We start from the raw sequence: 21,751 nt of genomic DNA on the forward strand, positions 1-21,751 counted from the left end.
CCATGCGGATCGTGATCGCCGAGGACGACCCCCTGCTGCGGGAGGGGCTCGCGCTGCTGCTGCGTGCCGAGGGCCTCGACGTGGTCGGTACGGCCGGCACCGCCGAGGGGGCGCTCGACGCCATCGAGACGCACCGGCCCGACGTGGCCATCCTCGACGTACGGATGCCGCCCACCCACACCGACGAGGGGGTCCGCGCGGCCGTCGAGGCCCGGCGGCGCAGGCCCGGCCTCGCCGTCCTCGTGCTGTCCGCCTACGTCGAGCAGAGCTTCGCGACCGAGCTGCTGACCGGCGGGGTCGGCGGACTGGGCTATCTGCTCAAGGAACGGGTCGGCCGGGTCGAGGAGTTCCTCGACGCGCTGCGCCGGGTGGCGTCCGGCGGCACCGCCATCGACCCCGAGGTCGTCGCCCAGCTGTTCACGCGCTCCCACCAGGACGTACGGCTGGAGCGGCTCAGCCCGCGCGAGAAGGAGGTGCTCGCCCTGATGGCCGAGGGACTCGGCAACAGCGCCGTAGCGGAAAGGCTGTTCGTCACCGACGGGGCCGTGCACAAGCACATCCGGAGCATCTTCGCGAAGCTCGATCTGGCGCCCACGGACCAGGTCGACCGGCGCGTGGCGGCCGTACTGCACTATCTGGAGGACGCGCGGCGACGGTCGTAGTACAGCCTGCTGCACCTGAGTCGGGCCCTTGGCGGCAATGATCCGCAGACCTGGAGCCGGTGTGCTGGACGCATCACAGAAGCCCCCTTCGAAGGGACCCCGCCGTGAGCGTCCACACCCCCGTCGACATCGAGACCCGACCGCTCGCGCACGAGGCCGGCGGCCTGCGCGGAAGCATCCGGCGCAACCCCCTGACCTGGTTCTTCACTCTGGCCTTCGCGCTGAGCTGGGCCGCCTGGACACCGTACGTCCTGTCCGCGAACGGCCTCGGCGTCTGGCACTTCGCCTTCCCCGGCGGCCGCGCGGGCAGCCAGCTCGCCGGCGTCCTGCCCGGCGCCTACCTCGGCCCGATCGCCTCGGCCCTGCTGGTCACCGGGATCACGGAGGGACGCGCGGGCCTGCGGGCCTGGCGGGTCAGGATGACGAAGTTCAGGGTGAGCGCGCGCTGGTACCTGGCCGTCCTGCTCGCGGTGCCCGCCGCGCTGACCCTCGCCTCGGCCGCGCTGGCCGGCCGCGGACCCGAACTGCCGTCCGCGACGATCCTCGCCGCGTACCTCCCCGGACTGCTCGTCCAGATGATCACCACCGGTCTCGCGGAGGAGCCCGGCTGGCGGGAGTTCGCCATGCCGCGGATGCAGCGCCGCCACGGCCCCCTGACCGCGACCCTCGTCGTCGGCGCGCTGTGGGGCTGCTGGCACCTGCCGCTGTTCCTGACGGAGTGGGGCGGCGGACCGCACCTCGCGTGGACCGTGCCGGTGGAGTTCATCGCGATGACCATCACCTTCAGCTGCGTGATGACCTGGGTGTTCAACACGTCCGGCGAGAGCATGCCGCTGGTCATGCTGCTGCACACCGGCGTCAACAACTTCTTCTCCCTCGCCTGGACGGACATGTTCCCCTCGCTGTCCGAGGGGGAGGTCGCCCACGCCCTTGTCCTCAGCACGACGGCGGCGGCCCTGATCCTGCTGGCCGCGACCCGGGGCCGGCTGGGCCTGCCCCGGCGCGACCCGCACGCCCACGGCTGACCCGCCGCGCACGGACGAGCTCCGGCGCGCGGCTACTTCTGCGCCCCGCCCGCGAGCTGCAGGGAGATACGCCGCAGCACCTCCGCGGAGGTGTCGGTGCGGCCCTCGTCGTGGGCCTCGGCCAGCTGGACGAAGGCGAACGCGAAACAGTGGGCGATGCTCGCGATGGCGGGCCCCAGCTCCTCCACCACCGCGTCCGCCGCCGCCTGTCCACTGGCGTCCGCCGGGAGGTGGATCCGTGGCAGGGTCTCCACGAGCAGCGCGGAGACCGCTCCGGTCAGCGAGACCTGCTGGTCGGGGTGTTCGCGGACCTGCCGCCGCATCTCCAGTGCCTCGGTGAGGATGCCGACGACGTTCTGCATGATCTCGCGCTGTTCCATGGCCGCAGAGTAAGCGCTGCATGTGGTGCAGGACACAGGAACCCGGGACCGGGGTGCGGAGCGTTACGGGTGTGAGGGAAACAGAAGTGGCGGAACCGGAGCGGGCGCGGATACGGGCCGGTGACCGGGCGGCGTTCGGCGAGCTGTACGACCGGTACGCGCGGGCGGTCTACAACCACGCCCTGCGGCTGACCGGGAACTGGGCGGACGCCGAGGAGGCGATGTCCGAGACGTTCCTCGCCGCCTGGCGGACCAGGGAGAGCGTGGAGCCGGAGGGCGGCTCGCTCAAGCCCTGGCTGCTCGGCATCGCCACCCACAAGGCACACAACGCCAACCGGGTCTGCGCCGCAGGCTCGCCTTCCTGGCACGCACCCCCGAGCCGCGCCCGGTCGACGACTTCGCCGAGGAGACCGCGGGCCGGATCGACGACGCCCGGCGGCTCGCGGTCGTGCACCGCGCCCTGGCCGGGCTCAAGCGGCAGGACCGTGAGGTGTTCGCGCTGTGCGTGTCGGCCGGCCTCGACTACCGGCAGGCCGCCGAGGCCCTGGGCGTCCCCGTCGGCACCGTGCGCTCCCGGCTGTCGCGCGCCCGCGCCCGGCTCGCCCGGCTGAGTGCGGAGGCGGAACCGCCCCCGGCCCACGGAGAGATGGAGAGTGAGGCCGCGCTCGCGGCCCTGTTCCTGAAGGAGGAGACCCGATGAGCGAGGCCGAGGAACTGCTGAAGGCCACGGCCGAATGGGACCTCCCGCCGGAGCGCCACCGTCACTTCAAGGACGTACTGATGCAGCAGATCGACCAGGACCGGAATCAGGACCTGAACCTGAACCTGAACCAGGCCCCTTCCGTACGGCCCTCCGTCCGGCGCCGGTTCATCCGCCCGGCCGTTCTGGTGCCCCTCGCCTCCGCGGCCCTGGCGGGCGCGCTGCTGGTGACCCTGTCCGTGGACGGCCGCGCCCCGGCGGCCCGGGCCACCCCGTCGGCGACCGCCGCGGGGGCCTCCGTCACCCTGAACCGGATCGCCACGGCCGCCATGGCGAGCGACGCGATCCGGGTGCGGGACGACCAGTTCGTGTACGTCAGGACGCTGTTGCGCGTCAACAAGGGCGACTTCAGCGGGCCGATCCGGATGGGCGCCCTGCACACCGAGGAACGGTGGACGGCGCAGGACCCCGACCCGCTCCACATCACCGGGTGGATCCGGGAGAGCGGCAAGGACGCGATCATGCCCGACGAGATGATCCCCATCGAGAACACCGACGCCGTCCCGGCGGGCCCCGACCACCCGACCTACCGGTGGCTGGCCTCGCTGCCCACCGACCCGGACGCCCTGCTGCAACGGCTCTCCGAGGCGGCCAGGCCGGTCGAGGGCGAGTCGCGGGACCAGGCGGTCTTCTCCCTGATCGGCAATATGATCAGCGGAACCGTCATGCCGCCCGCCAACGCCGCCGCCTTCTACCGGGCGGCCGCGAGACTGCCCGGAGTGCGGGAGGTCCCGGACGCCGTCGACGCGGCCGGCCGGCACGGCATCGCCATCACCCTGGACGACACCGGCTTCGCGACCCGCGACGAGTGGATCTTCGACAAGGAGACCCTCACCCTCCTCGGCACCCGCTTCTACATCACCGATCCCGACCGGGGCATCACGACCGAGACCCTGGCCGGCACCACCGCCGTGATGAAGACCGCGGTCGTCGACGCCAAGGGCGAGGCACCCGCCCGGGCCGCGTCCCGCTGACGTCGCGCTGACGTCCCGCTGACGTCCTGTTGATGCCCGTTGGCGCACAATGGCCGTCATGAGCATCGTCAAGATCAACGTACTCACGGTTCCCGAGGAGCAGCGCGAGACGCTGGAGAAGCGGTTCGCCTCACGGGCGGGGACCGTGGACAGCGCGGACGGCTTCGAGTGGTTCGAGCTGCTGCGTCCCGTCGAGGGCACCGACACCTACCTCGTCTACACGCGCTGGCGGGACGAGGAGTCGTTCAAGGCGTGGATGGAGGGGTCGATGAAGGCGGCCCACCAGGGCAGCGGCGAGGGCGGCGGCGAGCGTCCCCGGCCCGCCGCGAGCGGGTCGACGCTGTGGAGCTTCGAGGTCGTCCAGCAGGCCGCGCCCAAGTAGGGGGACGGCGGGGGCCCCGGACCGTGCGTCCGGGGCCCCCTTCCGTGCTCTGTTGACGTCCTCTACAGCGTGACCTGGCGGCCTCCGAGGGTCACCACGAGGCTGCCGTTCGAGGCGAACGACCAGCCCAGGGCCCCGGAGTACGCGGAGCAGCGGGACCCGTTGGTACCGGACCAGAACTGGTTCGAGCTGTCGGAGTCGCCGATGATCCGGTCGTTGGTGCCACTGCTGGAGCGGCACGAGGTGTTGTTCCGGAACACCGAGGTGCCGCCGTCGAAGTTGAAGTTGCGCTGGGCGTTGTCGATGCTCAGGTTGTTGGAGATCGTCATCGTGCCCGGGTTGCTGTTGAAGGTGAACCCGTGCTTGCCGTTGCCGAAGGCGATGCTGCGCCGGACGACATGGTTGACGGGTATGTCCTCGCCGCCGAGCTTGTAGCCGTTGCGGTCGCCGGCGCCGGCCTGTGAGCCGTCGCTGAGAGTGCCGTTGTTGTAGGAGAGGGAGTCCTCGATGGTCACCGGGCCGATCGCGCCGGTGTCGGACTTGGTGTAGAGGTCCCAGCCGTCGTCGATGTTGTTGTGCGAGACGGCGTACCGGAAGACGTTCCCGGTGCCGGTGGTGAGCTTGGCGGCGAAGCCGTCGGCGTCCTCGCCGTCGGAGTCGGCGTTGTCGTGCGACTCGGCGCTGAGGATCAGGTTGTTGGCCGGCCAGGCGCTGCTCGGGGTGGTGGAGGCGATCCGGCCGAGCTGGAGGCCGGTGTCCCGGTTGAAGCGGGTCACCGTGCGCTCGACGACGTTGTTGCTGCCGCCGATGTAGATGCCGTTGTCGCCGGCGTGCTCGACGACCAGGCCGTAGATCTTCCAGTAGTCGGCGTTGAGCTGGATCCCGCGGTTGGAGGAACTCTCGGTCTGCGCCGAGAAGTTGAGCACCGGTGTCTCGCCCGGGTAGGCGGAGAGGGTGGTGCGGGCGGCGGAGCTGCCGTTGCTGCCGGCCGGGATGGTCACCGTCGAGGAGTAGGCGTACGTCCCCCCGCGCAGGTAGATCGTGCCGCCGGCGGAGATGCGGCTGATCGCCGAGGTGAGGGTGGTGGGCGCGGTCACCGTGCCGGCCGCGCTGTCGGTGCCGCTCGGCGACACGTACAGGGCGCTGCTCGACGGCGGCGGGGTCGTCGTGCCGGACGTCTCGGCGTCCAGGTAGTCGACGTTGGGCAGGCCGGTCGCGGCGGTCGGGTTCAGCCGGACGGTGTTGCTGCCGGCGTTCACCGGGACGGTGAGCGTCTTCGTGGTCCAGCCGGTCCAGGTGCCGGTGGACTCGAAGGACGCCGAGGAGACCGTCGTGCCGTTCACGATGATGTTCGCGGGGCGGGCGGCGGTCGTGCCGTTGGCGAAGCGGACGTTCAGGGTCGCCGTGCCCGATGCGGGTGCGGACACGGTGAACTGGGCGTACGCGCCGGTGGCGTTGGTGCCGTTGCAGAAACCGGTGCCGGAGTAACCGGCGTACTCGGTCTCGACGGCTCCGGTGCAGATGGCGGGGGATGTCTCCGCCTCGTAGCGGGTGGTGGCGGCATGTGCCGCGGTGGTGCCGGACAGTGCGACGAGCGTGCCGGCGATGAGGCCGACGGATGCGATGACTGGTCTCAGGTGCATCGTTCGTCTCCATGGTGTGCGGCGACGGGGGCACGTATCGTTCGGAAGGTAAGCGCTTGCCATGGTCGCGTCAACGGTTATGCATGTGATCGTTGTTCATGTACGCGAATTGGATACGGTGGCGGCATGACGCTCTTCGTGAAGATCTGCGGCCTGAGTACCGAGCAGGACGTCGACACGGCCGTCGAGGCCGGCGCCGACGCCATCGGGTTCGTCTTCTCCGACAGCCCGCGCCGGATCGACCCCGCCACGGCGGCACGGTTGGTCGCCAGGGCCCCCGAAAGCGTCCTCACGGTGGGCGTGTTCCGCCGCGAGTCCCTCGACCACGTCCGCTCCGCGGCCGCCGAGTCGGGCATCGGGGCGGTCCAGCTGCACGGTCCCGAGGACCGCGACTTCTACACCGAACTCGCCAAGGGCGGCTGGACCCTGATCCGCGCGGCCGCCTTCGGCGACTCGGTGCCGCGCTGCGGTGAGCTGGGCGAGGACATGCTGCTCCTCGACGCCCCGGTGCCGGGCTCCGGCATCGCGTGGGACTGGTCGCGCCGGCAGCCGGCGGGGGCGGGCGAGAGGTGGCTGCTCGCGGGTGGCCTCACCCCGGAGAACGTACGCGAGGCCGTGGACGTCACCCGCCCCTGGGGCGTCGACGTCTCCAGCGGCGTGGAGGCAAGCCGGGGCGTCAAGGACCCGGCCTTGATCAAGGCGTTCGTGGAAGCGGCGCGCGCGGGGGCGGGCGGCGCGGGGTGAGTTCTCTTGGGGGGACGGTGTCGTCCGGGCCGCGGCCGCTGCTGGGCGCGAGCCTGTCGCGGCTCGTCGCGTCCGCGAGCGGGGGTGTCAAGAGCCCGGCCCTGATCGCGGCGTTCGTGGAAGCGGCGCGCGCGGGGGCCGCCACCTCGGGGTGAGTCTCCTGGGGGCGTCGGTGCTCGGCAGGGACAGCGCCGTGGGGGCCGGTCGTCGTTGCCGGGTGCGGGTTGGTCGTGGCTGATCGCGCAGTTCCCCGCGGGCAGCTGCGCTGCGCTGCGCTGGGCTGGGCGGGGCGCCTACGGGGGTGCCGGGGGAGGTTGTCGGGCGGCTGCGGGTGTTTTGTGGCTGGTCGCGCAGTTCCCCGCGCCCCTGGGGGGTGTGCCGGCCCGTTGTCGAGTGCGGGTTGGGCGTGGCTGGTCGCGCAGTTCCCCGCGCCCCTGGTGGCCTGCCGTGGTCGTCGGTTTTCCGTTGCCCGCGCCCCTGGGGGTGTGCCGCGTCCGCCGAACCGGTCGGCGGACGCGGCTACTTGGGTTACTTCGACGCCGACGGGGTCGCCGTGTCCGCCGGTGCCCCCTTCAGCGGTACGAACGCCAGCGCGTCCCATGCGATCGACGCGTCGCCGGTGCCGTCTGCCGTGGCCGAGCTCAGGGAGACGCTCGGGGTGCCCTTGAACTCGTAGGAACCCAGGGAGACCCAGGTGTTCCTGCCGCCCGTGTCCTGGGAGACCGTCTTCTCCACGACCGTGCCGTCACCGAGGTCGATGCGGTACGTCGCCGACGGCGTGTTGGCCTCGTGGTCGGGCAGGTGCACCATCACCTCCGCCCAGTCGCCGATCTTCCGGTCCGGAGTCCAGGTGCCGGTGACGACGGAGTCGGTGAAGCTCGGCACCCGGGTGTGGGTGAGCCAGAAGTGCCCGCCGAAGCCCGCGCCCAGCTGATGGAAGTCGATCTTCGAGGGGTAGACGGTCGCGCCGTTCTGCTGGGCCGACCCGAAGGTGAACCGCAGCGTGCCCCGGCTGGTCCAGTTCCGGCCCGCGCAGGGGTTGACCGCACCCACCCGGAACTTCACCGTGTTCGGCACGTCGTCCACGATCAGGGCGCCGGCCGGGAGCGTGGACGTGCAGGCGGCCGGATGAGGGGCCGCGACCTTCGGCTCGGGGTCGCCCGCCTGGTACCTGAGGACCTCGGTGCCACAGGTGGCCGTGCAGTCGGTCCAGTTCACCGGCTGGTTCCACCAGCACTTGAAGTCGTCCCGCTGGCACGGCCCCTCGGGCTGGCTGGAGCCCTCGACCTTGCGCGGCTTGGTGATGTCGCAGTCGTTGACCGTGGGCTTGCAGAACGTGTCGTGCGCGGGCTCGGCCGCAGGCGCGCCCGCAGGCCAGTCACCGACGGTGAACGCCCTGACGGTCGCCCCGGTCGCCGGGTCGGTCTTCTGCTGCGAGTAGGCCGCCCAGCCCAGCACCCGCTCCGGGTACGTCCACAGGTTGGGGTTGCGGGCGTCGTCGTAGCCGGAGGACAGGAACATCGTGCGGTCGGCGGGGTAGAGGCCGTTGGCCGGGTTGTTGAACCAGCCCAGGCCCCAGGGCGCCGTGGCATCCGTCGAACTGGGCAGATTGAAGCCGCTGTTGTAGGCCCACAACGCGAGCCACCAGTTCTCCAGGTACTTCGGGTCGCCGCCGTTGACGAGCAGACCCTTGTCGTACAGCTGGTTCCACTTGTCCTGGAGGATCTGGAGCCCCGCGGCGATGTTGGCCGCGTAGTCCACGGTGATCGCCTGCTGCTGCTCGGCGGTGTACGTGGTGTCCGCCTTCGCCATCCCGCTGGTCACCTGGGCGATGCCGTAACCGCAGTCGGCGGCCGCCCAGTTGACGGTGTGGACGCTGCCGGCGTTGCCGTAGTAGCCGCCCTGGATGAAGTTGCCGCTCTCGCCCGCGGCCGCCCGGGAGCTGGCCTGGAGCAGGTTGGACTCCTGGGAGAGCACGCCGAGCATGATCTGCGCGGGGACCCGGCCGCCGCCCTTGAGCGGGGTGGACGGGAACAGGCCCTGCGGGGTGTACGAGGGCAGCTCGCTGCCGTTCCAGCCGCTGCGGCGGCGCACGTCGAGCTTGCCCCGCACGGCGAGGTCGGTCGCCCACTCGGCCTGCGCGGTCGAGGGCTGGAGCGACTGGAGCTTCGGGTCGTTGCGGGTGACGGCGCAGGCGCGGTCGGGGTCGGTGGTGGAGGTGGACGGGTCGTCGTCGGTCGGGGTGACGCTGTCGGTGTGCACGCCGTCGGACAGGGCCGGGGACTGCTCGGCGCCCTGCGGCTTCCGGGAGATCTTCGGCTTCACCGTGAAGTCGACGGTGCTGTCGCTGCCGGGCAGCACCGCGCCGATCCCGACGGACTGGGCGATGTCGGCAGCGGCCTTCCTGCCGCCGGCCGCCTCGGTGCCGTTGCCGACGGAGGTCAGCGCGAGACCGCCGGTGGTGGAGACCTCCGCGGAGGCGGGCACGTCCAGCGTCCGCCAGCTCTTCGGCAGGGTCTTCACGGCGTCCCCGGCGTCCGCGCCGGTCACGAAGACCCGGCCGCCGTTGCCGTGCACCGCGAGGGCGCCGAGCGCGCCGGAGCCGAGGAGCCGGTCGGCGCCCGCCGAGGTGACCCGGCGGACCTGCACCTTCTTCCCCGCGGGCACCTGGTAGGCGAGCCCGCTGTGCGCGTCCGGCACCAGCCGGAACGGCGTGCTTGCGGTCCTGGCCAGGGTGCTGGTCGCGCCCTTGGCGTCCACCGAGACCACCGAGTTGCCCAGGGCGGCCGCGATCTCGTTCCCGAAGGGCACGGCGGAGGTGAGCTGACCGGCGACGGTCTGCTGCCGGACCAGCTCCCCCTTCTCGGCGTCGACGGTGAGCAGTTGCGTGCCGTCCCCCTGTGGCCGGGTCAGGACGGCCCGTTCGCCGTCGCCGCAGCCCGGGTTGAAGTAGGCGAGGGAGACCAGCTCGGGCAGCTTGGTCACCCTGCCGCTCGCCAGGTCGACCACGGCCGCGAACGCGCCCTGCTGGAAGCCCTGTTGGTCGTTGACGGCCTGCCGGGGCGCGTAGACCACGACGGCACGGTCACCGGACCCGGTCACACAGGTCTGGCCGATCCACTGGTCGGTGTCGACGCCGGGCTCGGACAGGGTGGCCGCGGTGTGCCACCGGTAGGCGTCGGCCGCGTCGGCGACCAGGACGTGCAGTCCGGTGCCGTCCCCGTCGTAGGTGACGATGCGGTCGCCGGACTTCTGCCATCCGGAGGGCAGTTGGGAGGTGTCGGTGACACGGTCCGCCGCCGGCGCGGTCGTGGGGTCGGCGGGGTCGGTCAGGGCCGCCGAGGCCAGCGGGGCGATGAGGGCCAGCGAGAGCACGGACATCGCGCCGGCCGCCGCTATACGGCCACGGCGGCTTTTCGGCACCCGCCAGCGGTGTCTTCCGCTCGGGTTTTCACGGAAAGTACGCAAGGAATTCCGTCCGGTCATTGCAAAGGTCAAGGTGGGGTACCGGCTTCGACGCTCCCCCGGGCCGGTGACGCGGAAGTTATCAGTCCGCTATGACCGCAATGGGAGTCGTGGGTGATCTACCGGGCGGTATCCACGAAATATCCACGGGAATCCACCAACGAATTTCCTTTTGCCGGAGTCTCCTTTGATGACATCCCCCACGCACCACAAGGAACAGTGAACGTGTTGATGAACAGCAGACGTCTCAAAGTGGCCCTTGTGGCCGCGGCCATGACCCTCGCGGGTCTCGCGGCGGCCGGTCCGGCGGCGGCCACCACCGTTCCCCGGGCGACGGCCGTACAGGCCCAACAGCCCGCCGTACCCGTCGACTTCGTGGACCTGCCCAGCAGTGCCCTCGTGGCCGACGGCGAGCAGCACCAGATCACCGTCACCTACCGCAACGACACCTCGGCGGACCGGACCGTCGCCCCGCAGCTCCTGGTGGAGTCGCCGGACGCGGGCCCGTTCCTCGACCCGTCGGACGTCGTGGTCGAGCAGCGCACCGCGCACGGCTGCTGGCGTCCCGTGGAGACCGCGAGCCAGACCGGCACGCTCTTCACCGACCTGACGAGCGCTCAGCGCACCCTCCACGCCGGCCAGACCCTCACCCAGGTCTACCGGATCACGGTCGTCGACCCGGACGCCCAGGGCACCGTGCAGCCGAGGATCGCGCTCTACTGACCGGCTTGTCCTGACGCGAGAGGGCCCGGACTTCCCCTGGAGACCCGGGCCCTCACACCGCTAACGCAGCGAACCGATGTGGTCGACCCGGTCGTTCACGCCGTTGCGCAACTCGCTCAGCGTCGTGCCGGGCGGGGCCACCGTGGGCTCGGACGTCGGCGGCTGGGTCTCGTCCGCGCAACTCGCGCCGCGGGCCGGGACCTTCAGGTCCACCAGGTAGTCCGTGATGGCGTCCGACGCGCACGCGCTGCGGCCGAAGGCGGTGTGCCCCTCGGCCCGGAACGTGAGCAGACGGCCGTTGTCGAGCTCACGGGAGAGGGCCACCGCGTCCTGGTACGGGGTGTCCGGGTCACCGGTGTTGCCGATGACGAGGATCGGCGCGGAGCCCTTCGCGTGGAAGTTGCCGGCGTAGCGGCTGGTGTGCTCGCCCTGCCACTGGACGCACGCGGTGGCGTGCTGGTGGTCGTAGGTCGGCGGTCCGAAGGCCATGGCCGGGCCCAGCAGCGGAGCCAGCCTGGCGTTGGTCGTGACCTCGCGCTCGAGCCGGTCCAGGTCGGCCGGGTACTTCTTGTCGACGCACTCGACCACGACGTTCGGGTTGAGGAAGTCGAAGCTGGCCGGGGACGGCGGCCGCAGCAGGAACGACGTGTTGTCGCGCAACTGCGCCTTGCGCAGGGCCTCACCGAAGGACGGCCAGATGACCTTGCCCTCGTTGATGTTGAACATCAGCCGGTAGACCAGGGTGTAGCCGTTCGCCCGGCCCCCGTTCGCGGTCGGCACCGGGTTGGCGTCCAGGTCGGCCTTCAGCTTCTCGAACGCCCCGCGCGGGTCACCGTCACCGAAGCCGCAGGTCGCCTGGTCGGCCTTGCACCAGTCCAGGAAACGGCTCATCGCCCCGTCCAGGGCGAGGTACTGCGGCCGGTCGTAGGCGTAGGGGCGGCTGGTGTAGTGCTCCGGGTCGTACGCCCCGTCGAGCGCGAGCGCGCGGACCCGCTTCGGGAACATCGCGGCGTAGACCGTACCGATGTAGGAGCCGAACGACCGCCCGTAGTACGTCAGTTGCTTCTCGCCCAGGGCCTGGCGCAGCAGGTCGATGTCCCGGGCCACGTACTGGGTGCCGACGTACGGCAGCAGGTCGCCCGCGTTGTCGCGGCAGGCCTGGTCGAAGTCGGCGGCCTGCCGGAGCGCGGGCTCGTAGGCGTCGGGACCCGGGACGCCCTTGGCGGCGGTGACGGCGCCGGTGTAGGTCGGGTCGTCCCAGCACACGACCTGCGAGCTGCGGCCTACGCCCCGCACGTCGTAGCCGAACACGTCGAAGTCGTCGCGCAGTTCGGACGGCAGGTCCGCGTAGTTGTTGCGCACGAAGTCCACCCCGGAGTTGCCGGGGCCGCCGGGCTGCAGGAACAGCGTGCCCTTGCGGTGGGAGGGGTCGGCCGCCTTCTTGCGTATGACGGCCAGGGTGAGGGTCCTGCCCTGCGACTCCCGGTAGTCCAGGGGCACCTGGGCGTCGGCGCACTCGAAGCCGCCCTGACAGTCCGACCAGGCCAGGGTCGGCACGGTCGGTGTGTGCTGCGGGGCCGCCGAGACCGGGGACCCGGTCCAGGCCACGGTGAGCGCGCCCACCGCTGCTCCCGCGAGTCTTATTCGTCTGAACTTCACTGTCTCTGTTCCCCCTTGGGGCTGGTCAAGCCTCAATGAACTGGTCGTCTCACAGAGGAGACACAGAAAAAGATGCGCCACGGTTCCCGCGCTCCGTCGGTAGTCCCAGAGGCTTACGCGCAGACGGTCGCGTACTGCGTTCTCAGTAGCGGGGAATGTCGGCAGGCGCACGACGACGCGGGGGGTCTCGTCCGGTCAGCCTGGGTGGACTGTTCGGCATCAGATGTGGAGACCCCCGCCGTGGCTGCTTTTCTTTACCGTGTGGGCCGCCTGGCCTTCCGGCGACGCTGGTACGTCGCCCTGGTCTGGGCGGCCGTCCTCGCCGCCGTCGGGCTGGGGGCCCTGAAGGCGCCCGGCGCGGCCGACGAGGGGTTCTCGATGCCGGGCATCGAGTCCCAGAAGGCGTTCGACCTCATGGAACAGCGCTTCCCGGGGGCCACGGCCGACGGCGCGACCGCGCGGGTCGTCTTCGTCGCGCCGCACGGTGAGAAGGTCACCGCGGCCGGCCACAGGAAGGCCGTCGAGGACGCCGTCGCCGACCTGGCCGACGGCTCGCAGGTCGCGTCCGCCGTGGACCCGTTCCGGGCGAAGACGGTGAGCAGGGACGGCACGACGGCGTACGCGACCGTCAGCTACAAGGTCGCCGCGAACGACCTCACCGACGCCGACAGGCACCAGCTGGAGCAGGCCATCGACCAGGCCCGGGACAGCGGGCTGACCGTCGACGCCGGCGGCAGCGCCATGGCCGACGGCGGTGGCGCGGGCGGTGCCGCCGAGATGATCGGTGTCGCGATCGCCGCGGTCGTCCTCCTCGTCACCTTCGGCTCGCTGGCCGCCGCCGGACTCCCGCTGCTGACCGCGCTCATCGGCGTCGGCGTCAGCATGGCCTCGATCCTCGCCCTCTCGAGCGCCCTCGGCCTGTCCACCACCACCGGCACCCTGGCGATGATGCTGGGCCTCGCGGTCGGCATCGACTACGCCCTGTTCGTCGTCTCCCGCTACCGGGAGGAGCGCGCCAAGGGCCGGGCACCCCAGGAGGCGACGTCCCTCGCGGTCGGCACGGCCGGCTCCGCGGTCGTCTTCGCGGGCCTGACCGTCGTCATCGCGCTCGCCGGACTCTCGGTCGTCGGCATCCCGATGCTCACCAAGATGGGCCTGGCCGCGGCGGGCGCGGTCGTCGTCGCCGTCCTCATCGCGCTGACCCTGGTCCCGGTGTTCCTCGGCTTCTGGCCGAACGCGGTGCTGCGCCGCAAGGACCGCAAGAACGGCCGTACGGGCCAGGACGCCAAGGACAACGGCGGCACCCGCTGGGCCGGCTTCGTACTGCGCCGCCCGCTGCCCGTGCTGCTGCTCGGCGTGGTCGGCCTCGGCGCCCTCGCCCTGCCGATGACCGGCCTCCAGCTGGGCATGCCCGGCGACGAGGCCAAGCCGACCTCGACCACCGAACGCCGGGCCTACGACGCGCTCGCCGAGGGCTTCGGACCGGGCTTCAACGGCCCGCTGACCGTCGTGGTGGACGCGAAGGGGGACGACGACGCCAAGGGGGCGGCGTCGGCGATCGCGAAGAAGATCGGCGCGACCGAGGGGGTCGTGTCCGTCTCCCCGGCGCGCTTCAACGAGGCCGGTGACACCGCCGTCTTCTCGGTCGTGCCGTCCACCGCGCCGACCGACGAGAAGACCAAGGACCTCGTCACCACGATCCGCGGCGAGCGCCCCGGCGTCGAGTCCGGGACCGGCGCCACCTTCGAGGTCACCGGCTCCACCGCGCTGAACATCGACATCTCGGAGAAGGTGCAGTCCGCGCTGGTGCCGTACCTGATCGTCGTGGTGGGCCTCGCGATCGTGCTGCTGCTGGTGGTCTTCCGCTCCCTGCTCGTCCCGCTGAAGGCGGCCCTCGGCTTCCTGCTCTCCGTCCTGGCCTCCCTCGGCGCGGTCGTCGTGGTCTTCCAGGAGGGGCACGGCGCCGGGCTGCTGGGTGTGGAGACCACCGGCCCGATCATGAGCCTGATGCCGATCTTCCTGGTCGGCATCGTCTTCGGCCTCGCCATGGACTACGAGGTCTTCCTGGTCTCCCGGATGCGCGAGGCGTACGTCCACGGCGAGACGTCCCACCAGGCCGTCACCTCCGGATTCCGGCACAGCGCCCGGGTGGTCGTGGCCGCGGCCCTGATCATGATCGCGGTCTTCGCCGGGTTCATCGGGGAGAGCGACTCCATGATCAAGATGATCGGCTTCGGCCTGGCCACCGCCGTCCTCCTCGACGCCTTCGTGGTCCGCATGGCCATCGTGCCCGCCGTGCTCGCCCTGCTCGGCGACAAGGCATGGTGGCTGCCGAAGTGGCTGGACCGGGCCCTGCCCCGGGTGGACGTCGAGGGCGAGGGCCTCACCAGGGGCGCCGACAATCCCGAGCCTGCGCCCGCCGACCAGGAGGCCGTGCGCGTGTGACGCCGGCCCCCACCAGGGGCCGCCCGTGTCGTAAGGCACGGGCGGCCCCATTGGCCCACCATGGGGCCCTGGCCACCCACCGGAGACCACGATGATCACGAGCCCGGACCGGCGCTATGCGGACCGCCTGGAGCACTTCTCGGACCGCCATCCCTTCCTCGTCGACCTGGCACTGGTCCTGGCGCTGATGGGTTGCGCGACGCTCGGGGCCTCGCTCACGCTGCCCGGGGTCGCGCCACCGGTCGACGACAGACTGGCCGTGGTCCTGATGGGCGTGTCCTGCCTCGCCCTGCTCAAGCACCGCACCCACCCGCGCAGCACCGTCGTGGTCAACGCGGTCTGCGCCACGGTCGTGATCGCGCAGGGGTACCTCCTCACCCCCCTGCTGCTGGCTCCCGTCATGGCCTCGCTGTACTGGCTGGCCACCCTCACCGAGCGGACGACCATCCGTGCCTACGGCCTGCCGACCATGCTGGTGCTGACGCTCGCGGCGGCCCTCTCCGACTCCATGGACCGGGTGTCGCTGCTCCTGCGGACCATCGGGCCCGTCTTCTGGCTGCTGCTGCCCCTGGCCGTCGGCAACATGGCCCAGCTGCGGCGGGCCTATCTCGCGGCCACCCAGGCCCGCGCCGAACACGCCGAACGCACCCGCGAGGAGGAGGCGCGGCTCCGGGTCACCGAGGAACGCATGCGGATCGCCCGCGAGTTGCACGACGTCGTGGCCCACCACCTGGCCCTCGCCAACGCCCAGGCCGGCACCGCCGAACACCTCGCGCTCGCCAACCCCGAGCAGACCAGGCGGATCCTGCACGACCTCACCGGTACGACCTCTTCGGCACTGCGCGAACTGAAGGCCACGCTGGGCCTGTTGCGGCAGACCGACGACGAGGGCGCACCGCTGGAGCCGGCCCCCGGCCTCGCCCGGCTGCCCGAACTGGTCTCCTCGTGCGCCTCCGCGGGGATCACCGTCACCGTCACCACGGAGGGGGAGCCGCAGCCCCTCTCCCCGGGCGTGGACCTGACCGCGTTCCGGATCGTGCAGGAGGCGCTCACCAACGTCACCAAGCATGCCGCCACCCAGACCGCCCACGTCCGCTTCGTCTACGACGGCCCCCGTCTCCTCATCACGGTCACCGACGAGGGCCCGCCCGCGGCGGCCGCCGAGCCCGTGAAGGGCTTCGGCGTCATGGGCATGCGCGAACGCGCCCACTCCGTCGGCGGTGAACTCCGGGTGGGACCGCGCCCGGAGGGCGGCTTCGAGGTGAGTACGGCACTGCCGTTGCAGCCGGCGGTGAGCGGGGAGGAGGAGCGGGGGACGGTGTGAGGGGCGGTGTGAGAGGGGGACAGCCGTCACCCCGGGTTCACCGGGAGGTCGCCGCCTGCCGGGCCCCGTGTCCGTCGTCCTGGTTTCCTGGGCGTGGACGCGATCACCGGCAACGACGGGGAGGGACTGGTGACGAGCTGTGGCTGACGTGGATCTCGACCGGGCACTGGAGGTCGCGACGGAACTCGCGGCCTGGGCGGCGGAGGCGATCCGGCGCCCGCGCGACCCGGCTGCCGAGGTGCGGGAGAAGGACGGACCCGCGGACATCGTGACCGCCACCGACGAGGCGGTGGAGACCCACACCCGCGAGGTGCTCGGGCGGGCCTTCCCCGACCACGGGATCGTCGGCGAGGAGTACGGCACGACGGAGGGTTCGGCCGGCGCCCCGCACTGGGTGATCGACCCGGTCGACGGCACCACCAACTACGCCCACGGACTGGGCTGGTGCTCCTTCTCGCTGGGCCTGGCCGCCGCCGACGGCACCCCGCTGCTCGGCGTGGTCGCGGACCCCTGGCGAGGCGAGACGTTCACGGCCGTCCAGGGGCGCGGTGCGTACCTGAACGGCACCCGGGTGCACGCGGCCGCCCACACCACCCTCACCGGCCACGTCTTCCTCACCGAGTGGGCGGCGCACGCCCACTGGCCCGGCATGGACGCCCTCCTCGCCGAACTCGCCGACCGGCACTGCACGGTGCGCGTGATGGGATCGACGGCACTGTCCCTCGCGCAGGTGGCGGCGGGCCGGGCGACGGCGGCGGCGATCGGCTCCTTCCACGCCGTCGACGGACTCCCGGCGCTGCTGATCGCGCGCGAGGCGGGAGCGGTGGCCGTTCCCGAACTGCCGTCCCACAACCAACCCCTGCTGCTCGTGGCGCCCGGCGCCGCCGAGGAGACGAGCGACCTCTGGCACAGGTCGGGGGCGGCGGCCGGCTGACGGCCTCCCGGTCGAGATCTGACCAGGAGATAACCGCCAGTGAGGTATCAAGAGACCGGCCGGAGCACATACTTCAGCAAGCGGGGAAGTCCCGGGGAACTCCGACGGGGAGCGGCTTGATGCATGGCGATGGTGCGGGTCTTGGCAGGGTCCAGGTGCGGCTCAAGTGGGATCCGAGCGCCTACGGGGAACCGGCCCGGCACCTCGACATCGTCGCCGCGACCTACGCGGCGGGCGACCCGTACGGGCGGCCGGAGTACCTCGTGCACACCGAGAGCCGCTCGCCGGACGGCACCATCACCATGACCCGGCACAGCGAGACCGGCCTCGGCCTCGGCTACGTCGAGGTGATGGAGCTGGAGTTCGAGCGCCTGTCGTCCGCCTACGGCCGGGTGGTGGTCGGCGTCGCCATCCACCAGAACGGCGGCCCCCGCACCTTCGGCGACCTCTCCCACGCCGGAGTGCTCGTCGTCGAGGGCTACCGGCAACTCCTGTCCGACGACTTCACGCGCCTCACGGACGCCACGGCCGCGACGATCGCGGAGTTCACCCGGGACACCTCCGGGTCATGGCACCTCGGAGAACTGATCCGCGGCTTCGACAGCGCCCCGGCGGCCTTCATGGCGGAGATGGGCAGCGTACGGGGGTGAGGGGCCCGACGGCACTGAGCCGGCGGCGATGCGCGGCTGGCGCCGGCAGGTCGTTTCAGTACGGCCGACGGATCCCGTGGTCCGCGAGCGCTGTCTCGTAGGCGGCCAGGAGATCGTCGAGGCCGCTCAGGAGGAGGCCCGCCGAGTCACGGGCCTCTGCCGGATCGTCCCGTTTGCACGCCTCGGCGATCTCGGCCACCTCGGTGCGCAGGATGTGCAGGGAGTCACCCTGCACCAGGACGCCGGGGAAGCGGCGGCCGGGCAGGCGGACCACGGCATTGTTGCCGCCGGACGTGAACAGTTCTGCTTCGACGCGTTCCACCGGACCATCCGATCCGGCCCTCCTACGTTCTCCGACAGAGTGGTGCGATCGAGCCCGAAGACCCTGGTGGCACCCCCTTCCGGGCCGTTCACGGCGGTCTCCGGGGCGGCTTCCGCGGATCGTGGCCCGTTGCGTGTTCGTATCGGTCCTGGACAGACGGCGCGGGCCGGGCGGCCGTAGGCGCATACTGAGGAAGATGACAAAGCCTGCTGCACAGAAGCGTCACTTGCCCACCAGCCCCTTCAAGGCACCGGTCGCACCCGCTCCCAAGCACTTCGCGGTGGGCGACCAGGTCACACACGACATGTACGGTCTCGGCCGGGTGATCGGCGTCGAGGACGGAATCGCGGTACTCGTCGATTTCGGCTCGTCGCAGATGCGGATCCTGAGTCCGTACTCGAAGATGACCAAGCTGTAGGAGAAAGGACCCTCTCTCATCGATCTGACCTCGCTGTTCTCCGCCCCTGAAGGGCAGCCCCAGCGCACCCCCGCGGCCCTGCCGCCCCCCACCACGAACCCCTTCCAGGCCCCGGACTTCGGGGACGACGAGGACGAGACCTTCCCGCGGCCCGAAGCGGCCTAGCTCCCGTCCCGTCACCTGACAAGAGACCCCCGCCTCACCGAGGGTGCGGTGAGGTCAGACAGTGCTGCCCGGTGAACTCCTTTCCGTAGTCGCCGTCCGGAGCGCGGATCACCCAGTGGACGCGCTTCTGGGTCGTGCCGTCACCCTGGCCCGCGCCGTACGCGCCGGCCAGGGGACCCGGATTCCGGCAACCGGCCTCGTCAGCCGTACCTGCGCCACGCCCGCCCTTTGTGCCGCGTGTGCCCAAGCTCACCCTGTGCGTGTCCTGTGATGCTGCCGTGATTCCGCACAGCCCGTGCCCAGTGAGGCATGCGAGCGTGATTTCCGGTTAGGCGCACCGGGATTACTCGTTTCAGCGGGCAGGTGGGAAGAGATCTCTTTCATGGCGAAGGCACCGGACTCGACGGCTGTGGCGGACGCGGAGCAGGAAGGAGCGGACGCGGCGGTCGGCGTCCGCAGACCCCCGGCCCCGGTCGCACCCCGTGCGAGCCGGGGTTTTCCGTCCGCGGTGTCCCGCACCGGCCGGGTGAGCGGTCTGGACGGACTGCGCACCCTCGCGGTCGCGCTGGTCATCGTCCACCACGTGGAGCCCGACGTGCTGCCGGGCGGCGCGGTCGCCGTGGACGTCTTCTTCACCATCAGCGGCTTCGTCATCACCCGCCTGCTGGTCGCCGAGTACGTCCGCCGCGGCGGCATCTCCCTCATGTCGTTCTACCGCCGCCGCTGGCTGCGGCTGGTCCCCGCCCTGCTGGCCCTGTGCGCGGTCTGCGTACTGCTCGCGTCGACGACGTCCCTGTGGGGCTTCGACGGTTCGCTCCAGGCCGCGGGCCTGTCGGCCGCCTTCCTCACCAACGTCGTACGGGCCATGGAGTCCGGCCCCTACTCCGACCTCACGAGCCCGCTCGCCCACACCTGGTCGCTGGGCGTGGAGGAGCAGTTCTATCTGCTGTGGCCGCTGGCCCTGCTCTTCCTCCTGCGACGGGTCCGGGCCCGTACGGTCCTTCTCTGCACGGCCGCCCTGTGCGTGCTCCCCCTTCTGTGGCGCTGCGTCCTGTGGAACCCGGAGGCGGCCCACCGCATCTACAACGGCACCGACACCCGCGCCGACCAGCTGCTGGCCGGCGCCCTGGTCGCCGTGGCCCTGGCGCGCCTGCGCTCCGACGACCCCCGCCTGGCCGTCCTGCGCACCTGGTCCGGCCGCCTCGCGTGGCCGGCCCTCGCCCTGCTGGGCCTCATCGCCTGGCAGGTACCGGTCACCGAGGACCTCGGCGCCTGGACGGCCGCGTGGTACACCATCGGCTTCCTCGCCGTGGCGGCCCTCTCCGCCACTCTGGTCACCGCCCTGGAACTGCGCCCGGCGGACCGGCTCTCCCGCCTGCTGGCCCTGACCCCCCTGGCCTGGGTGGGCCGCAACCTGAGCTACGGGATCTATCTGTGGCACTACCCGGTGGTGCGGCTCCTGGCCTCCCTCGGCGTGCAGGAGGGACGACTCGCGTGGACGGTGGTGCTGACGCTGCTGATGGCGCTGCTGTCGTACTACGCCGTCGAGCGGCCGTTCCTACGCAGGGCGCACACGGCGAGGACGCCGGCACCGGCGCTGGCGGCTGCGACGTAGGGGCATCGGTGATCCGCCGCGGCCCGCCGTTTCCTACACTCGCGGGATGAGCAACCACACGTGCGCGCACTGCGGCACCGTCGGTCTGACCGAGGGTTTCATCGAGGACACCGGCGATCACTCCCGTGGCTACGCGCGGTGGATCGAGGGCGCACTGGAGCGGGGAATCTTCGGCGGCGCCAAGCGGCTGGGCCGCCCTCGACGCCAGATAGCGGCTTTCCGCTGCCCCAAGTGCGGACACCTCGACCTGTTCGCCACGGACGAGGTGTAGTCAGACGGTCCCCGAGGGCTCCGTCGCCGTGTCGGCGCCCCGGGGTTCCCGCCACCACGACGCACCCCAGGCCAACACCGCTCCGCCCACCGCGTACGCCCCCAGCACCCACAGCGCCGAACTTGTCGCGTGCCCCGAGAAGTACACCGTGTTGCGGACCAGCGTCGTCCCCGCGCCCGGCGGCAGGGCCTGGCCGATCGCGCTCCAGAAGGCGGGGAGCAGGGGGGCCGGGTAGACGCCGCCCGAGCTCGGGTTGCCGAGGACCACGAAGAGGAGCACGACCAGGCCCGTGCCGAGCAGGCCCAGCAGGGTCTGCAGGGCCAGTGCCGTGGCCGCCGAGGCAAGGACGGTCAGCGTTCCGATCGCGCTCAGCGCCCAGAAGTGGCCGCCCAGGGCGTCGAACACCGGGCCCACGATCACCGCTCCGGCCACGCCCGACACCACCGCGTACGGGATCAGGACCGCCAGGCGGATCAGGGTGCGGGGGCGGTTCGCGGGGCGGGAGCCGGACGCCATGCCCATGATGGTCGCCGTGAGGTAGCCGCCGATCACCCAGCCCAGGACCAGGTAGAAGGACGTCATGCCGCGGCCGTCGCCGGGGTTCGGGGGGCGGATATCCGTCACCGAGATCTGGCGCTTCTCGGACGCCTCGATCTTCTGGGCGATCTGGGTGGCCGTCTGGGAGACCGACGGGCCGCCCGCCGAGGCGACGAGCAGGGTGTCCTTGGTGCCGTTCGGGCTGAAGAGGAAGGCCGCGTCCGTGCGGCGCGTCATGACCCACTCGCGGGCAACGGCCGTACTGGAGGCCGCCATCGCCTTCACCGGTTCGCCGTCCAGTGCGTTGAGCTGGGCGACGATCTTCGCCGATGCCTGCTGGGGGGCCACCACGGCCACCGGGATGCGCTGCGGGGTCGGGGAGTGGAAGGCGCCGACGTACGAGACCACGAAGGCCAGTTGGACCAGCAGGCCGCCAAGGACCAGGCCGAACGCCCGGAGCGTCACGGCGTCCTTGAACTCCGCCGCGAATCCAGGGGACTTGGGGGCCGGCGCCGTGGGTTCTGGGCCGGCGGAAGGGCTGGAGGGTGCGTTCACGGGCGCATCGTCGCACAGGCGGATGAATTCGCTGTTCCGTTTACCGTCACGCCTGAACCGGCCAACCCGACAGACCTAACCACCGCAAGACGGACCCA

General features: G+C 71.5%; 20 protein-coding genes and 1 pseudogene. 15 read left to right on the forward strand and 6 right to left on the reverse strand.

From position 1 onward, the window contains the following. The first annotated feature begins 2 nt into the window (after positions 1–2). Both ACZ39I_RS21760 and ACZ39I_RS21765 read left to right on the forward strand, forming a co-directional pair. Complete coding sequence (locus ACZ39I_RS21760; protein WP_403656272.1) at positions 3–662, forward strand: response regulator transcription factor; 660 nt, start codon at positions 3–5, stop codon at positions 660–662. 104 nt (positions 663–766) lie between these two features. Beyond that, complete coding sequence (locus tag ACZ39I_RS21765; RefSeq protein WP_467245985.1) at positions 767–1,687, forward strand: CPBP family intramembrane glutamic endopeptidase; 921 nt, start codon at positions 767–769, stop codon at positions 1,685–1,687. Between the two features lie 32 nt (positions 1,688–1,719). Here ACZ39I_RS21765 and ACZ39I_RS21770 read toward each other — a convergent pair whose 3' ends face one another. Beyond that, entirely contained in the window at positions 1,720–2,067 is a 348-nt protein-coding gene (locus tag ACZ39I_RS21770) for a hypothetical protein (RefSeq protein ID WP_352387432.1), read from the reverse strand. Between the two features lie 71 nt (positions 2,068–2,138). Between ACZ39I_RS21770 and ACZ39I_RS21775 the strand changes: the two are divergent. The 3 genes and pseudogenes from ACZ39I_RS21775 to ACZ39I_RS21785 all read left to right on the forward strand — a co-directional run bounded on the left by ACZ39I_RS21775 (position 2,139) and on the right by ACZ39I_RS21785 (position 4,183). Beyond that, a pseudogene (locus tag ACZ39I_RS21775) lies at positions 2,139–2,767 on the forward strand (RNA polymerase sigma factor). Further along, a complete protein-coding gene (locus tag ACZ39I_RS21780) occupies positions 2,764–3,801 on the forward strand; it encodes a CU044_5270 family protein (RefSeq protein WP_467245986.1) in 1,038 nt (345 codons plus the stop codon). The pseudogene ACZ39I_RS21775 and the gene ACZ39I_RS21780 overlap by 4 nt, the downstream one beginning before the upstream one ends. A 58-nt stretch (positions 3,802–3,859) precedes the next feature. Beyond that, the gene (locus ACZ39I_RS21785) at positions 3,860–4,183 is read left to right on the forward strand and encodes an antibiotic biosynthesis monooxygenase family protein (RefSeq protein ID WP_467245987.1); all 324 of its coding nucleotides are present in this window, start codon (positions 3,860–3,862) and stop codon (positions 4,181–4,183) included. A gap of 62 nt (positions 4,184–4,245) precedes the next feature. Here the strand turns inward: ACZ39I_RS21785 and ACZ39I_RS21790 are convergent, their stop codons facing one another. Further along, entirely contained in the window at positions 4,246–5,826 is a 1,581-nt protein-coding gene (locus ACZ39I_RS21790) for a carbohydrate-binding protein (RefSeq protein ID WP_467245988.1), read from the reverse strand. A 126-nt stretch (positions 5,827–5,952) separates the two neighbouring features. Here ACZ39I_RS21790 and ACZ39I_RS21795 point away from each other — a divergent pair, with 126 nt between their 5' ends. Continuing rightward, a complete protein-coding gene (locus ACZ39I_RS21795; RefSeq protein ID WP_467245989.1) occupies positions 5,953–6,570 on the forward strand; it encodes a phosphoribosylanthranilate isomerase in 618 nt (205 codons plus the stop codon). 17 nt (positions 6,571–6,587) lie between these two features. Next, complete coding sequence (locus ACZ39I_RS21800) at positions 6,588–6,725, forward strand: hypothetical protein (RefSeq protein ID WP_467245990.1); 138 nt, start codon at positions 6,588–6,590, stop codon at positions 6,723–6,725. Positions 6,726–7,098: 373 nt separating this feature from the next. On the opposite strand, the gene ACZ39I_RS21805 is transcribed toward ACZ39I_RS21800, so the two are convergent. Beyond that, positions 7,099–9,951 (reverse strand): golvesin C-terminal-like domain-containing protein, encoded by a 2,853-nt coding sequence (locus tag ACZ39I_RS21805; protein ID WP_467245991.1) that lies wholly within the window; start codon positions 9,949–9,951, stop codon positions 7,099–7,101. A 315-nt stretch (positions 9,952–10,266) separates the two neighbouring features. Here ACZ39I_RS21805 and ACZ39I_RS21810 point away from each other — a divergent pair, with 315 nt between their 5' ends. Next, positions 10,267–10,758, forward strand: a complete 492-nt coding sequence (locus ACZ39I_RS21810; RefSeq protein ID WP_467245992.1) for a signal peptide protein — start codon at positions 10,267–10,269, stop codon at positions 10,756–10,758. A gap of 60 nt (positions 10,759–10,818) precedes the next feature. Here the strand turns inward: ACZ39I_RS21810 and ACZ39I_RS21815 are convergent, their stop codons facing one another. Then, positions 10,819–12,417, reverse strand: a complete 1,599-nt coding sequence (locus ACZ39I_RS21815; RefSeq protein ID WP_467245993.1) for an alpha/beta hydrolase — start codon at positions 12,415–12,417, stop codon at positions 10,819–10,821. Positions 12,418–12,657: 240 nt separating this feature from the next. Here ACZ39I_RS21815 and ACZ39I_RS21820 point away from each other — a divergent pair, with 240 nt between their 5' ends. The 4 genes from ACZ39I_RS21820 to ACZ39I_RS21835 all read left to right on the forward strand — a co-directional run bounded on the left by ACZ39I_RS21820 (position 12,658) and on the right by ACZ39I_RS21835 (position 17,770). Then, on the forward strand, positions 12,658–14,862 hold the full coding sequence (locus ACZ39I_RS21820) for an MMPL family transporter (RefSeq protein ID WP_467245994.1): 2,205 nt from the start codon (positions 12,658–12,660) through the stop codon (positions 14,860–14,862). 91 nt (positions 14,863–14,953) lie between these two features. After that, a complete protein-coding gene (locus tag ACZ39I_RS21825) occupies positions 14,954–16,186 on the forward strand; it encodes a sensor histidine kinase (protein ID WP_467245995.1) in 1,233 nt (410 codons plus the stop codon). A 139-nt stretch (positions 16,187–16,325) separates the two neighbouring features. Continuing rightward, positions 16,326–17,120 (forward strand): inositol monophosphatase family protein, encoded by a 795-nt coding sequence (locus ACZ39I_RS21830; RefSeq protein ID WP_467245996.1) that lies wholly within the window; start codon positions 16,326–16,328, stop codon positions 17,118–17,120. A gap of 119 nt (positions 17,121–17,239) precedes the next feature. After that, positions 17,240–17,770 carry a TerD family protein gene (locus ACZ39I_RS21835; RefSeq protein WP_467245997.1) on the forward strand — a complete coding sequence of 177 codons (531 nt, stop codon included), beginning with the start codon at positions 17,240–17,242 and terminating at the stop codon, positions 17,768–17,770. 55 nt (positions 17,771–17,825) lie between these two features. Here ACZ39I_RS21835 and ACZ39I_RS21840 read toward each other — a convergent pair whose 3' ends face one another. After that, positions 17,826–18,092: a DUF6959 family protein gene (locus ACZ39I_RS21840; RefSeq protein ID WP_467245998.1), complete on the reverse strand. Its 267-nt coding sequence runs from the start codon at positions 18,090–18,092 to the stop codon at positions 17,826–17,828. 196 nt (positions 18,093–18,288) lie between these two features. Between ACZ39I_RS21840 and ACZ39I_RS21845 the strand changes: the two genes are divergently transcribed. From ACZ39I_RS21845 to ACZ39I_RS21855, 3 genes are all read left to right on the forward strand, one after another. Then, a complete protein-coding gene (locus ACZ39I_RS21845; protein WP_007383474.1) occupies positions 18,289–18,510 on the forward strand; it encodes a hypothetical protein in 222 nt (73 codons plus the stop codon). A gap of 547 nt (positions 18,511–19,057) precedes the next feature. Beyond that, positions 19,058–20,290: an acyltransferase family protein gene (locus ACZ39I_RS21850; protein WP_467245999.1), complete on the forward strand. Its 1,233-nt coding sequence runs from the start codon at positions 19,058–19,060 to the stop codon at positions 20,288–20,290. A 46-nt stretch (positions 20,291–20,336) separates the two neighbouring features. Then, the gene (locus ACZ39I_RS21855; protein ID WP_467246000.1) at positions 20,337–20,561 is read left to right on the forward strand and encodes a hypothetical protein; all 225 of its coding nucleotides are present in this window, start codon (positions 20,337–20,339) and stop codon (positions 20,559–20,561) included. On the opposite strand, the gene ACZ39I_RS21860 is transcribed toward ACZ39I_RS21855, so the two are convergent. After that, a complete protein-coding gene (locus ACZ39I_RS21860) occupies positions 20,562–21,653 on the reverse strand; it encodes an ABC-2 transporter permease (RefSeq protein WP_467246001.1) in 1,092 nt (363 codons plus the stop codon). Positions 21,654–21,751 lie beyond the last annotated feature (98 nt).

The organism is Streptomyces sp. NPDC024687 (assembly GCF_055559055.1).

What these genes read in the sequence shown, in the direction of transcription:
- ACZ39I_RS21760 (WP_403656272.1), top strand. Translation starts at nt 3, where the DNA reads ATGCGGATCGTGATCGCCGAGGACGACCCCCTGCTGCGGGAGGGGCTC.
- ACZ39I_RS21785 (WP_467245987.1), top strand. Translation starts at nt 3,860, where the DNA reads ATGAGCATCGTCAAGATCAACGTACTCACGGTTCCCGAGGAGCAGCGC.
- ACZ39I_RS21795 (WP_467245989.1), top strand. Translation starts at nt 5,953, where the DNA reads ATGACGCTCTTCGTGAAGATCTGCGGCCTGAGTACCGAGCAGGACGTC.
- ACZ39I_RS21780 (WP_467245986.1), top strand. Translation starts at nt 2,764, where the DNA reads ATGAGCGAGGCCGAGGAACTGCTGAAGGCCACGGCCGAATGGGACCTC.
- ACZ39I_RS21810 (WP_467245992.1), top strand. Translation starts at nt 10,267, where the DNA reads ATGAACAGCAGACGTCTCAAAGTGGCCCTTGTGGCCGCGGCCATGACC.
- ACZ39I_RS21805 (WP_467245991.1), bottom strand. Translation starts at nt 9,951, where the DNA reads ATGTCCGTGCTCTCGCTGGCCCTCATCGCCCCGCTGGCCTCGGCGGCC.
- ACZ39I_RS21825 (WP_467245995.1), top strand. Translation starts at nt 14,954, where the DNA reads ATGATCACGAGCCCGGACCGGCGCTATGCGGACCGCCTGGAGCACTTC.
- ACZ39I_RS21850 (WP_467245999.1), top strand. Translation starts at nt 19,058, where the DNA reads ATGGCGAAGGCACCGGACTCGACGGCTGTGGCGGACGCGGAGCAGGAA.
- ACZ39I_RS21835 (WP_467245997.1), top strand. Translation starts at nt 17,240, where the DNA reads ATGCATGGCGATGGTGCGGGTCTTGGCAGGGTCCAGGTGCGGCTCAAG.
- ACZ39I_RS21770 (WP_352387432.1), bottom strand. Translation starts at nt 2,067, where the DNA reads ATGGAACAGCGCGAGATCATGCAGAACGTCGTCGGCATCCTCACCGAG.
- ACZ39I_RS21790 (WP_467245988.1), bottom strand. Translation starts at nt 5,826, where the DNA reads ATGCACCTGAGACCAGTCATCGCATCCGTCGGCCTCATCGCCGGCACG.
- ACZ39I_RS21855 (WP_467246000.1), top strand. Translation starts at nt 20,337, where the DNA reads ATGAGCAACCACACGTGCGCGCACTGCGGCACCGTCGGTCTGACCGAG.
- ACZ39I_RS21845 (WP_007383474.1), top strand. Translation starts at nt 18,289, where the DNA reads ATGACAAAGCCTGCTGCACAGAAGCGTCACTTGCCCACCAGCCCCTTC.